8 protein-coding genes are annotated in these 14,175 nt (G+C 44.0%); 1 reads left to right on the top strand and 7 read right to left on the bottom strand.

The window, feature by feature from the left end; genetic code table 11:
- Positions 1–58 precede the first annotated feature (58 nt).
- From AC4II3_RS11685 to AC4II3_RS11655, 7 genes are all read right to left on the bottom strand, one after another.
- On the bottom strand, positions 59–1,309 hold the full coding sequence (locus AC4II3_RS11685; RefSeq protein WP_488007210.1) for a DHH family phosphoesterase: 1,251 nt from the start codon (positions 1,307–1,309) through the stop codon (positions 59–61).
- A gap of 111 nt (positions 1,310–1,420) precedes the next feature.
- Positions 1,421–1,918, bottom strand: coding sequence for an HNH endonuclease (locus AC4II3_RS11680; RefSeq protein ID WP_488007212.1), 498 nt, complete (start codon positions 1,916–1,918; stop codon positions 1,421–1,423).
- Between the two features lie 159 nt (positions 1,919–2,077).
- The gene (locus AC4II3_RS11675; RefSeq protein ID WP_488007214.1) at positions 2,078–3,625 is read right to left on the bottom strand and encodes an adenylate/guanylate cyclase domain-containing protein; all 1,548 of its coding nucleotides are present in this window, start codon (positions 3,623–3,625) and stop codon (positions 2,078–2,080) included.
- Between the two features lie 319 nt (positions 3,626–3,944).
- Positions 3,945–8,384, bottom strand: coding sequence for a PAS domain S-box protein (locus AC4II3_RS11670; protein WP_488007216.1), 4,440 nt, complete (start codon positions 8,382–8,384; stop codon positions 3,945–3,947).
- Positions 8,385–8,956: 572 nt separating this feature from the next.
- Positions 8,957–9,148 carry a TLTLP motif-containing protein gene (locus AC4II3_RS11665; protein WP_075903554.1) on the bottom strand — a complete coding sequence of 64 codons (192 nt, stop codon included), beginning with the start codon at positions 9,146–9,148 and terminating at the stop codon, positions 8,957–8,959.
- A gap of 585 nt (positions 9,149–9,733) precedes the next feature.
- On the bottom strand, positions 9,734–10,636 hold the full coding sequence (locus tag AC4II3_RS11660; RefSeq protein ID WP_488007218.1) for a succinate--CoA ligase subunit alpha: 903 nt from the start codon (positions 10,634–10,636) through the stop codon (positions 9,734–9,736).
- Between the two features lie 134 nt (positions 10,637–10,770).
- A complete protein-coding gene (locus AC4II3_RS11655; RefSeq protein WP_488007220.1) occupies positions 10,771–12,081 on the bottom strand; it encodes an ATP-grasp domain-containing protein in 1,311 nt (436 codons plus the stop codon).
- 700 nt (positions 12,082–12,781) lie between these two features.
- Here AC4II3_RS11655 and AC4II3_RS11650 point away from each other — a divergent pair.
- Positions 12,782–13,957 (top strand): RNA-guided endonuclease InsQ/TnpB family protein, encoded by a 1,176-nt coding sequence (locus tag AC4II3_RS11650; protein ID WP_488007222.1) that lies wholly within the window; start codon positions 12,782–12,784, stop codon positions 13,955–13,957.
- Positions 13,958–14,175 lie beyond the last annotated feature (218 nt).

Below are 14,175 nucleotides of genomic sequence, written 5' to 3'. Positions count from 1 at the left end.
AAAATGCGATCGCGCTCACTGAAAACACTCCTGAGTTCATTAGTTGGTATTAGTCACTTTAGATAACCGTATCCTGGGGATTAACTAACCGCAGTAGTTTTTGCTTGACTTGGGTATCAAACACTTCCCACTTGAGCTTGGCATACTCCGATTTGTCATTAAAACTACTCAAGAATCCCGTCGGAATTTCAAAGCCACCAGCCATCATGCGTCCACCACCAAAGAAACGCCCATGACTGTCTTGACCGAAAGCTTCTTTGATAAATTCATCAGGGTCGAGGGTTAACTTATTGGTTCTCAAGGAACCAATCACCACTTCTAATTCTTGGTCTTCATCGTAAACAATCCCGTAAACCACAGCAGTGTGAACATTTTCTTCAGTAACTAAAAAGTCAGCAGCTTGGGGAATAGCATCCCGGTCTTCATAGCGAAGATAGCCGACACCAGCCATAGAGAAGTTATCTTGGACAATGCGATATTTAAGCGATCGCTCAATAACATCCATGACTCGACGAGATCGGGATGTCTTGAGTATAGCGTTAAGCAGTTGAGTGTCGTAGAAGCGGCTGAGATATCCAGCTGCCAAGAAATCCTCTTCCTGAGCCTGCATCAGGATATTAGTATCAGAGCGCAGACCATGCATCAACGCTGTCGCACATTTGATATGTTCACTAATGCTACTATCGAGCTGTAGTAACCCAGCCTGAAGGTAATGGGTTAATAGCGTCGCGGTGGCTCTTGCTTGAGGACGAAGGTCAATAAATTCTGCTTTCAACTCCCCTTGACTAGTGTGATGATCAAAGATGGCAATTAGAGGAATATTCGCCTCGGTAACAATCGGTAATAGCTGGGTGGTTGTACCCTGATTGTCAATCAGTACGTAGCCCTGATACACCGATAAATCTTGATTTTTTGTGCTCTCCACACTCCAGCGTTTGGTTGGTAAACCAGTCAACTTAACCAGGGCAATGTTTTCCTGGTGAGAGAGGGTACCAGCATACACAATATCGCATGGGATATTATACTGCTCGGCAATCAGCTGGTAAGCCCAAGCGCTAGAAAGAGCATCTGGGTCAGGGAAATCTTGTAGGATGATCAGTTGCCGCTCATGTTGATGACGCTCTAGAGTCTCCTGCAACTGTTGTACTTTTGAATGTACTTTTGAACCTGATGTAGCCGACTGCCGCCTTTTTGTTTGGGAATTTCCCACGGAAGAATTTACATCTTGAGTAGATGACGGTTGCGCTTTAGCATCAACCTGTTCTGAATTTAAGCTAGATGCACCACTGTTAAGTAAATTGTTAGTCATTAGTTATTTAGTCATCAGTCCTTAGCCATTGGTGATTAGCCAATGGCCATTAGTCATTAGCCATTGGTCAACCCCCTTTTGGCTTCATTAGTCGTGGCATGAGTTAGCAGACTAGGCACCAATCACATACTTCCGCCACTCCTGATGCCGTCCAGTTTTTAAGTGTTTAGCAATTTCAAAGTGGAGACTACTATAAGGTCTCCGGGGTTGGGTTCGCAACATCATGTTGGCTTCTTTAGGGGTGCGATTCCCTTTTTTGACGTTGCAGCGCACGCAAGCTGTAACAATATTTTCCCAGGACTCACCTCCATGGCGAGAACGAGGAATTACATGATCTAACGTTAAGTCATCGCCAATGTAACCGCAGTATTGACAAGAGTGACCATCACGGTGCAGGATGTTACGACGGGTAAGGGGAATATCTTTGTAGGGTACCCGGACGTAATGGCGCAGTCTAATCACTGTAGGCAGTGGAAAATCTGCGTAAACGTATTTGCCGTTATGTTCGATACGCTCTGCCTTACCCTTGATCAACAAGACAACTGCCCGTCGCCAGTTGGTGATGTTGAGCGGCTCATAGGAGGCGTTTAACACCAGAACCTTACCCATTGGTGATCTTAGCTAGGAGGATTTTCCCAGATAGTAGCACAGGTTGCTCAATCTGGGTTATTTTTCCATGGGTTAGTTTAATTTACGGTGTTAGTGAACTGCTCAACTAAAGGCTGAACTAAAGAAATCCGTCAAGGGTCAAGTCAACTTATAGTTAGGTCAATTACCCATTACCTTAGAACCTGTGAGCAGATAAGTAGTCATTTTCCCTTTGCCTTTGACTTCAAACGGTTCCCGTTGCTCAAACCGGTACTTATCTTTTAATTTCTCATAGGTAGTAACTGTAACCTGAATGCCACCTGGTATACCCTGAGATTCCATACGGCTAGCCATATTTACGGTATCACCCCACAAATCATAGCTGAATTTTTTGATTCCAATTACCCCAGCCACAACTGGTCCACTGTTGATGCCAATCCTGAGACGGAAATTGTGATTCGTTTGAGCATTGTATTGCGCAATTAACTTTTGCATATCCAATGCCATTTTAGCGATCGCATCCGCATGATACTTGCAGGGTTTTGGCAGACCGGCAACAGCCATATAAGCATCACCAATCGTCTTAATTTTTTCGACACCATGCTCCTCAGCTAGTTGGTCAAACTCTGAGAAAATTACATTGAGAATTTCGACCAGTTCGGTGGGAGAGGTTTGGGTTGAGAGTTTAGTAAAGTCAACTAAATCAGCAAACAAAACAGTTACATCTTCAAAACTTTCTGCTAGAGTACGTTCTCCTTTTTTTAACTGTTCTGCAACCGGTTCGGGCAAGATATTAAGCAGCAAAAGATCAGCTTCGCTTTGGGCACGACGAAGTTCATCTTCAGCTTTTTTGCGCTCTGTAATGTCGCTAACTGTGCCTTCGTAGTAGAGCAAATCACCACAATTGTCTCTGACTGCTCGTATATTTTCCGAAATCCAAATTACCATACCATCTTTCCGATAAACCTCGGACTCAACCTCTGATAAGGTTTCTTGTTTGTGGATTAGGGCTAATATATCGTCACGACGCATCGGTACGAGGTAGAGTTGTTTCCCAATATCCGTGACTTGATTAATCAGTTGTTCTGGCGACTGATAGCCCAAAATACTTGCGAGTGCTGGATTAGCGGTAATAAATTGTCCTTCTGGTGTAACTTGAAAAATGCCTTCGGTGGCATTTTCAAAGATACTGCGATATTTATGTTCAGCTTCTTGTTTCTGCTTAATTTCCTGTTGCAGCTGAAAATTTTGTGCTTGTAGTTGCTTTTGTAAACGCCCGAGTTTCAAGTGAGTGTTTACTCTCGCCCTTACTTCTTCGTGCTGCACTGGTTTAGTGAGATAATCTACTGCACCGAGCCTGAAACCTTTAACTTTGTCGAGAGTATCAGTACGAGCGGTCATAAAAATAACTGGGATGTCTCTAGTTGACTCTTGAGCTTTCAAGCGACGGCAAGTTTCAAACCCATCAATTCCGGGCATCATAATATCCAGTAAGATTAGATCCGGTTGAGCATAGTTGACTTTCTGGAGCGCACTATAGCCATCTTGAGCGACTAAGACTTTGAAGCCAGAATTGCTCAACAACTCAAACATCACCCCTAAATTAGTCGGACTATCATCAACAAGAACAATTACACCTTTATAGCCAATTTTGTTATAGTTCTCAGTTAGGGGGATTGTCCTGGAAGAGGAATGATGATTAGTTTGAGTTACTGAGGAAATATTCATAATCACATGAACTCGTTATTGGGGTTTGTCGCTAATCAATGGCTAATTAATAAGAGCCAAACTACTCGGATATTATCTGACAATAAAATAGTGCTATTTAAAAATAAACCTTAAAAACTATAATAACTTATTCCTGGGTTAACTAGTCATTTAAATCGCGATTGTTTTTAAAGATATAGACTTTATTTTTTAATCACTTTATCTGGGGTTATTAAATCCTTTTCTTGATGCAGTCGCTCATGGGGTAAACCCCCAAGACCGCACCGGTAGTCGCTCATGGGGGGGGACTCCCAAGACCGCGCTACCTCGCTGCATCGCTTTATTTTCGAGGAGCTTCGTGGTCTTTTTTCTCCATGTACTTCCCAACAAATTCCAATATTTGTCGTTCTTGAAAACCTTTTGATAATTGACGCAACTTTTGAGAAAATGGAATGAATTTATCATCCAACTGTTCAATCAAATTAGCTTCCTCTTGGATGCCTCGAATATCACCCATAATTGCGAGTTCATACAGAACAGAAATTTTCTCTTGCGATGGCGCTACAGGCATAACATCTTCAGCTTTATCTCCCTTAGTGGATTCTACAATTCCTTGTCCTCCTTGTTGTTCTTCGGAAACTTCTGGTAAATCTAAATCCAGCCAAAAAATACTACCTTGACCGACAGTGCTTTTCACCTTTAATTCACTACCCATTAATTCCGCTAAACGTTTACTAATCGATAATCCTAAGCCTGTACCATTAACCTGACGGTCAGTATTGCCCACTTGATGGAATGGCAAAAATATTTCTGCTAGTTGTTTTGGTGGGATACCAATGCCAGTGTCTGCTATCACAAACCGCATTTTTTTAGTACCTTGCTTTTCGGTTAAAGCTTGTTCCCGTAGCGTGGCCGTTCGCGCAGCGTGGCCTACGGCCAATTGGCCAAGGTTTTTAGGTTGTTCGCCTTTGGCATTACCGTAGGGTAGAAGGTTAAACCGATCAACGCTCAACTCTGAACACCCCAAATAACCAACTTTAAACGTTACCTCACCAGTATCTGTAAATTTGACAGCATTTCCCAAAAGGTTCATTAGAACTTGTCGCAATCTTATTTCATCACCCTTGACAAATTCAGGCAGGGGTGAAAGGAATTCGTAACGGAATGAAATGTTTTTTTGTTTAGCACTGATCACCACAATTTCCACAATACCTTCCAGAAACTTGGGAAACTGAAAATCTCTGACATCCAGTTCCATTTTTCTGGCTTCGATTTTTGATAGATCCAGGATGTCATTGAGTAGGGTTAACAGATGCTGACCACTTTGCTGAATAATACTGAGCTGCTCTTTGTGCGTAGCGCTCAGTTGTGGTTCCTCTTGGAGGATTTGGGCATAACCTAAAATGCCGTTAAGGGGGGTACGTAATTCATGACTCATGTTGGCTAAAAATTCACTCTTAGCCCGATTGGCTACTTCCGCGTCAACTTTAGCCTGCTTCAAGGCCTGTTCTGCCTGTTTGCGATCGCTAATGTCTCGAAAAATCCCCTGGACAACTCTCTTCCCTTGCAGCTCTAAAGTAGTCGCACTAACTTCTACAGGAACGGTTGTACCAACTTGATGCAATAATTCCAGTTCTTCTTGAAATACACCCCCTGCCTCCACATGTTGCTGGAAAATTTGGGCGTAGGCTTTGAATCGTTCTGGTGGAATAATCTGACTATGATGCAACCCAATAATTTCATCTCTGCCACGACCCAGCATCTGTTCTGCCATCTGATTGGCTTCCAGGATGATTCCGGTTTCCGCATCTGCCATCAGAATCGCATCACCAGCTGACTCAACTAACTTTCGATACTTCTGTTCCGCCTGCCGTAGTTTTGCCTCTGATAGCTTGCGTTCAGTGATATCTCGGTTGCAGAAGATTCTACCATAGTAATCCCCACCACTCGTAAGGACTGGTGCTGAATAAAAGTCAAAAATACGCTCATCCTTGGTTACAAGTTCATCGTAGTGCGTTGTTTTGGGATGAGTCTGGAGATAGTCCACCTGAGCCAGAAATTCTTCGGGATGCTTCAGTTGAGAACTCAGCTGCTTGAGCAATTCTTTAATATCATTGGCTTGAAACAACTGTTCTGGAGTCTGCCACAACTCACAGAAATGCTGGTTGTAGGAAACCACCCGAAAATTTTCATCAACCACTAAAATTCCATCAATGGCAGCTTCTTGTTGCGCTTTGAGCATGGCATTTGTACGGAGTACATCCTCCTGTACCACAGAACGCTCAATGGCAATTCTAGCGAGTTGGGTGGCTTTATCCGCCAGTTCTTGCTCTTCGCGGTTTGGGGTATGAGGTTCAGTGTAATAGGTTGAAAAGGTGCCTAGCACCGTCCCTTGAGTGGACAAAATGGGGATAGACCAACACCCTCTGAGATTGTGGGAGAGTGCAACATCCTTTATATTTCCACACAGGGGATGAGTAGCAATATCCTTAACCATCACCGGTTCTCGCCAATAGGCGGCAGTGCCACAGCAACCGATATATGGACCAATAACCATACCATCAATCGCCTGAATGTAGGATTCGGGAAGGCTGGGAGCGGCACTATGACGCAGATTAACCCCATTTTTATCCACCAGGAAGAAGGCACACCTAATCTTGGGCAATTGCTCCTCAATCAACCGAGCCAGTCGGTCTAGTACATCTGGCAGCTTCTCCCACTGGGTAATCATTTCCAGGATACGATTTTGTCCAGCTAACAAAGCTTTAACTCTGTGGCTATCAGTAATGTCAGTAAAGGTACCAACTAGACGAACCACTTCACCGTTATCATCTTTGATCACCAGACCAGTCGAGAGAATCCAGGAAATTGAGCCATCTGTGCGCAGCAGACGAAACTTTTGTTTCCACTTCTTGATGCAGTCGCTCATGGGGGTTTCCCCCAAGACCGCGCTGCATCGCTGAGAACTTCGTCCAGCCAATAGGTTATCTAGGATGGCTTTCACCTCATCAATATCCTCAAGATGAATCAGTGCCAGTAATTCATTAATGGTCGGTCTATCTTGATCCAATGGGTAGCCAATCAGGCTGAGAAATTGGGGCGAGTAGTAATGATCATAGGTTTTCAGGTTGATTTCAAAGAGTCCGTTGGTGTTGGCTTGAATAGCCAGAGCAAACCGTTCCTCACTCTCCCTAAGCGCATCCTCAATGCGCTTGTGTTCAAGAACCTCCGCGATTAATTGTCGATTGAGCTGCCTCAGGGTAGCTGTTCGCTCTTGAAATTGATGTTCCAGCTGTTCATTCTGCTGACGGAGTGCCTCTTGAGCTTGCTTACGCTCTGTGATATCCTCAACTGTAGCTTCGTAGTAGAGTAGAAAGTTACTACTATCATGGATCGCCCGCACATTCTTGGAGATCCAGATTATAGTACCATCTTTTTGATAAATCTGTGCTTCAAACCCTGAAACAACACCATGTTCCTGTAGCTGTAGAAGCAAATCTGCCCGTCGTTGAGGATCAACATAAAGTTGGTGGGCAATATCGGTGACACTTGCTACGAGTTCTGCCGATGATTGATAGCCATATATTCTCGCTAGTGCCGGGTTAGCACTGATATAGTGTCCGTCAGGTGTGGTCTGACAAATGCCTTCCATAGCATTCTCAAAGATGCTGCGGTATTTGGCTTCGCTTAAGCGCAACAATTCTGCCCCTGCGTTTAGTTCTGATGTAGTTGCTGCCAACAATAAAGCGATTGTTGCCATCAGTATCATAAAAACCTGTAGCAGAGGAACTGCTTTGCTCAAGTCCCCGGTGCTGGCAAAAAACGGTCCGGTACCCAAACTGGTTCCTACAATAGCAATGCTCGATACCATCAAGCAGCCTAGGGTGGTCAGGGGTTGACCAAATTGGAGGGCAGCCCAAATCAGCCAGGGAAATGGCAACCAGGCGAGGGGATAGGTTGCCATTTTTGGCCCAATGTCCGACCCAAACACTCCCCAACTGACTGTCAAAAGTGAAATCAGCCAGATAGCTGCCAAAATAAATTGTTTTATCGTTATGCTTGCTTGAGGGGTTAACGGTTGTTGGTTAGACAGTTGCAGGTTAGTTTGGGTTGACTCTTCAATTTTCTCAACCTTGGCCAATTGGCCACGCTTTCGGCAAAGCCGTTCGCGCAGGGTCGGCCTTCGGCCAAACGCGAACAACCTGCCAACCTTCAATTCCTTCACTAGGTAGCACCACACTAAAAACACTGGTACTACGACTAAAACCACCATTAAGTCCCCTAAGCACCATTGCCACCACATCCCGCCGAAATTCCTACCATCAAATTCACCACTCAGGTGTAAGTGAGTTAGACTGACAGTCGGAGCGATCAGTGTGGCAAGCATCGACAGGCCTAGGAACCCCAATACATCTCGTCGCCGTTCTAGGGAAGGACGAAGCTGCCACAACCGTGCTAATCCTATCGATAGGAATACTGACAAGATATACCCTAAAGCAGTTATCCCAGAAACTGGCCAGAACCTCTGAGGCGAAACAGTCCAGAAAAATTCTCCCCAAGAAACCGATGGCAAAACTCCTTGGTGTTCGGTTAACCACCAAAGATACTCCCTTAGTAGTAAGACGGTTGCTTGGGTAATTCCTGCGGGAGACCAAACTGGTGGTAGTAATGTATTCCCTGCAATCAATCCATGGACTAAGTTTGCCAGCCCAAGGTAAACCAAAGTCAGTAAAGCTAAATTGGTTAAGTGTTGCCAGAATCCTTTTGCAATGAAAATCATTTTGGGAATACGCCCAAAGATGGAGTTAGGCGAAATTAATCTTTACGCACAATGACATAATTTTCAATCCAGAAACCGGTAAATTCCGCAACTTTACAAATTCTTTTATTTTCTAGTTAGATTTTTTTCATTCTCTTTAAATTAAAGGTTTTTTTGAGCTAGAGATTTAGTTAAAGTGAAAAGTGAAAGGTTATGGGTTAAGGCTATCTACTTAAGCTAGCCTATAGCGAAGGAGACTGGTAATTGTTCATTGTTGTTCATTGTTGATGGTTTTTCCTTGTCTGCCTTCCCTTTGCTTGATAAGAGGTAGCCTGGGTGAAAGAGACGACACCAATCTCCTCTGATTACCCTTTCTCCTTTTCCTTGTCCGCTGTTAACTATCATCAAGGAGCCAAGGCAAGTGGTATACCATTCAACTCAAACTTTCTATAAAGCTGAGATTTCACAGAATCCCCCTTACGCCAGTCCCTAGGGGACATGACGCTGGAATTTTCTATTAAACCTCAGCTATTGAAGGTTTTTAAATCAGCGCACCCACATATCCTTCTTTGGTTATCTAAAAAACTTGTATGTCAATCTTCTAATCTCGTAGGTGAGTAGGTGGTTTGTGGCAAAACATTAACGTAGTTATTTGAAGAAGAGTAGTAAGCGATGATCAACAAAGGTAATGTTAAGGTCAACAGCGCAATTACCGTACCCAAGACTTCTGCCCATCTATATGGGTGAGGGTCAGAAGAGTTGGCAGATGAGCCACTAAGTTCCATAAATTAATTGAAATTTAAACTAGGTCAGTTGAAAAGGACGATTAGTTGGGTCTTATCATAAACCCTACATCCTTTATTTTATCGATTTATTCCGAAAGGATTGTTTTCTAGTAAACAATCTCAACTAAATTCCAGCCCGCTTAACGATACTTTGCAAAAAACTAGGCTCAACAAGGTTACAGGTTGTAGGTTATAGGTTGTATATTACAAGTTGTAGGCTTTTAGTTACAGCTCGTAGGTTGTAGGTTACAGGTTATAACCCACATTCCAGATGTCAGTTTGTAGTAAGCAAACTATGATGCACTCGCACTACCCATTAAAATTAGGACATTGTCAGCCATGCTTTGCGCGAGTGGGGGAAATCCCCGCAGGTTGGGCTTTGGTGCGTTTTCCGTGATGGCGAGCAATCCCTTGACCGTAGGTCACGCGGGGCGCGTTCGCCATCACGGGTCGCACCTGAGGCATCGCTCCTAAATTCAGCAAACGTGAGTCTAGCTTACTTCTGAGTTCTGAGTTCTGAGTTCTTACTTGCGCGTAGCGCTATAAATCCGACCAACGGGTGATGGGGTGACGAATCAATTGCTGTCAATGGTCGAGAGCCTTTTGAACCAAGATGGGAATTTGGGAAGGGCGTTCAGCTACTGGGATTCTCCCTTGCTTAAATACTGCCACTTTTTCCTGTGCCGTAGACATTTTAGTCATATTACTCATAGCCTCTGGTAGGTGAGTATATAGCCTAGCACTAGGGTTACAAATTAGTTGTGTCTCTGGTGTATAGCGTCCCGCAATGTAGGAAATCACTGGTTTATGGATTTCCTGGGCTATATACGCGGCAGCGGCCACGTCTTCGTAGCCGCCGCCAGTCTGATCAACTAGGACAATAACGTTTGTAGCTTTATCTTTTTCCAAAACCTCCAGCCAATGGCTAAATGAAGAACCAACAATTGCTTCACTGCCAAGGTTAATAGCGATTGACTGTCCTAGGTTAGCTTGAGTTAAGCCTAAAGCAACTTCGTAGATCAGATAACTACCACGGGTAATTAATCCCACTGAGCCAGGTCTGTAAAATTCACTCTCGTGAGTCCCTAGCAAAACGTTTCCTGGAACAATAATCCCAAAACTGCTCGGACCAAGAATAATCGTTTTAGTAGCTTGGGCAATAGCTAGTAATTCTACCATATCCAAGGGAGGAATACTACCAGTAACTAGAATAATTTGCCTGATCCCAGCATCTATCGCTTCCAAGGCAACATCCTTTATCTGGTAAGATTCTTCAAAAATAATGGTTGTGTCCACAGCCTCGACATGATGGCAAGCCTGCTCTACTAAATCAAATACAGGAATGCCATGCAAGGTTTGCCCTCCCTGACCAGTACTAACTCCAGCTACGACATTGGTGCCATAGGCTTTCATCCGGGCAGCGTAGTACAAACCTAGAGGTTGTGTAATGCCTTGTACTAAAACTTTGCTATCGGTACTCAAGTTCATTGGTGATTGATCCTTATTCTTTTGTAGTTTGTCAATGATCAATGATCATTGATCATTTTTAGTTGCCAGAAGACTCTGGCTAATCAAAAAGGACAAGGAACAAAAGAATCGTAACTGAGCACTGACGCACTCAGCTAGATGACTAGGTTAGGACGTCGTGACCCCTTCCTGGCAAGAGATACAGCTTGCTTTACTGCCTCATCTAAGTTGTCTGTAAAGTATACGGGGAGCTGAGCCAAACGCTGTTGAATCGAGTGAAAATTTGTCCCAACTAAACGGATCACAAGGTGAGGTCTCTCAATCCCAGAGGCTGATCGAGGAGATTTGCCCTTAGATAACAGGTCTTGGTGATGGGAGCTAAGGGGATGACTGGTGGAATTTTGCTCCTGGTTCTCTGAATTGAGTACAGGTGTTTCCCAACTTTGACACAGTAGATAATTGGCAATCATCTCAGCTGCGGCATTGCTGGTAGCCCTATTGCTCAAGATATTCACTAAGACCACTTTAATCCCTTCGGATGTCGTTAGTTTTCGTAAAGCCTCTTGCAGTTCCTCTATCGCACCAGGAGTTATTGGCCAGTATTGGTTAGAGTTGATCGTTGGAACGAGATGACACTGTCTTGGTTTACCCTTTGCTTGGTATACCAGATCAACTGTTGTTGCAGCTAGACACATGCTGTTGCATATAATCCCGATGTTGCCTTTGAGATCACGACCTTTGAGATCACAACCATTGAAATTATGGCTTGAGTTAGTGAGCATCTGTTGGTAAGAACCGCTCTCAGCCATGGTCGATGTCAAGTTGATCAAATCCTGATGACGTCTCAGAGCCTTGTCGTTGATAGCAATCCTGCCATCAAGAGCCATGAGTTCACCAGTCGGGCTAACACCGAGGGGATTAATTTCCACTATGTCCAAATCTTTTTGGACAAAAAGTTGGTACATTTTATTGATAATCCCACTCACTGACTCAATCAGATTACCATAAAGTCCCATTTTGATGGCAAGACGCCGCCCATAGAAGGGTGAAAAGTTTTGCTCGACCACAACCTTTTGCATATCGCTGATCAAGGTTTTGGTGTCCATACGCCCTTGGGAAGAACCCAATAGCACAGGACGGGCCAAGTTGTAGTCTAGGAACACCGCTAGATAAAATTCTTGTTCAGCATTGTAACGGGATTCTGCTAGCAGTACTTGAGGATGCTTACCCAGAATCGGGAGTTTGAAAATTGCCCTAGCTGCTGCGATCGCATCGATGGTATTCTCTACACACCGGATCCGACGAGCTGGGCTATCTCCACAAGTAGATACTTGAGATTTGAGCACCACCGGATAGGGAATCTGTAATCCCTTGATGTCGGTAGGATGGTCAATGCGTTGAGCAGGCAAAACCGGAATGCCAATCTCACAGAATAATTCTTTAGCCTGATATTCTAACAGATGCATGATTCGCGAACAATCCTAAGCACGACGTTTCAAATCTTTTGCCACTTGGTTAATGCCGTAGAAACACTTCGGTGAAAGTGTCTAGCACCTGAAGCGGCCTTAAATGGGTTGTTAAAAACCGGAAAATTCTTCCCCCAGTAGCCCCTAGGTAGGATAGGTAGAAGGGAAGCAGGTGTCGATCGCTGTCTTGATGCAGCGCTGAGTTATTAATCTATGATAGAAGTCAATACTTGATAACTCCAGATCACCCCCGCAGCCAGATCAGGGCAGCTGTTCGTTGATGGTTCGCTGGGTTTGTGTCGATCTAGGAATGCTAATGGTGAGGTTGCCAGTCTAGACCCAATCCAAGATGACGGTTTAGGAGTATGTCACTCCTTGCTTCTTTGATTCTTCATCCTTAAGAGCAAGGAGACTCCCGTTATACCCGTAGGGTTAGCGGGAGACGGGGCTATAAAGTGCGGACGCAGGTTCCGCACACAGCCCGGAGACGAAACCTTAAAATAAGGCAGCCTTAATCATGGAGGCGCGCTTTCGCGACGGCGAATTAAATTCGCCACGGGTCGCACCTCTTTTATGCATAGCCAACTAACCATAAAGGCTGCCCCAGCGAGGGATTGCTCGCTGGGGTAACTTCTGACCCTCAGGAATTGCGTCCATGGGTCCAGTTGACATCTCACATAAAATAGTTTAAAATGTGAGTATGACTGAAAGAGCTTACCGATACCGCTTTTATCCTACACCTGAGCAGGAAACTCTGTTGAGGAGAACTCTAGGTTGTGTAAGACTTGTTTACAACAAAGCTCTAGATGCTAGAACCAAAGGGTGGTACGAACGTCAAGAAAGAATAAGCTACACAGAAACCTCTTCAATGTTAACAGGTTGGAAAAAAGAAGAAGATTTATTTTTTCTGAATGAAGTAAGTTGTGTTCCACTCCAACAGGGATTAAGACATCTTCAAACAGCTTTCACTAATTTCTTTGCAGGTCGTACTAAGTATCCAAACTTCAAGAAAAAACGCAATGGTGGTAGTGCGGAATTTACCAAATCCGCATTTAAATGGAGAAATAGCCAGATCTATTTGGCTAAATGCCAAGAACCTTTGCCTATTCGTTGGAGTCGTCAGTTACCGGCTAACTGTAATCCAAGTACCGTTACAGTTAGCTTAGATCCGTCTAATCGTTGGCATATCTCAATCAGGTTTAATGATCACAGAGATTTGAGTCTACCTCCAACTAGCAATCAAATTGGTTTTGATTTGGGGATTACCAGTCTAATTACAACCAGTAACGGTGACCAAATAACCAACCCTAAACATTTTAAAAAACTCAAGAAAAAACTAGCTAAATACCAAAAAGCTTTATCACGGAAACAAAAAGGATCCAACAACCGTTCTAAAGCTCGTTTGAAAGTTGCCAGAATCCACGCAAAAATTAAAGACTCTAGAAGAGATTTTACCCATAAGCTAACCACTAAACTGGTCAAAGAAAACCAATTGATTGCGTTTGAGGACTTAGCTGTAAAAAATCTGGTAAAAAATCACAAATTAGCTCAAGTAATCAGTGATGCTAACTGGGCGGAAATAATTCGTCAGGTCAAATACAAGTCAGAGTGGTACGACCGCAAAGCCGTCTTAATTGACAGGTGGTTTCCCAGTAGCAAACTTTGCTCTGTGTGCTTAAATCGCGTTGAATCTTTACCTTTAAATATTCGAGAGTGGGATTGTCCCTCTTGTAATGCTCACCATGATCGCGATATTAACGCATCAATTAATATTTTGGCGGCAGGGCTTGCCGTTTCAGTCTGTGGAGCGACCGTAAGACCGGAAGAGAGTAAATCTCGGAAGGCTGGTGCATTGAAGCAGAAACCTAAGTCGTGAGTCTTAGGAATCCCCCGCTATAATCTACGATGAGCGCGGTGGGAGGATGTCAAAATTCCCCCCTAACCCCTATAATTCATCACTGTTGCCTTGATATCTCACCAATTCCTGCCTAACCACTGGAAGCATAGGAGGATATTTTGGGTTAAGATTAAGTACCTTTTCTTGATGCAGTCGCTCATGGGGAGGGGCTGTGTGCGGAACTTGCTTCCGCACCT

The sequence above is a fragment of the Moorena sp. genome (assembly GCF_982860115.1).
This window is presented reverse-complemented; position numbering and strand designations above follow the sequence as displayed.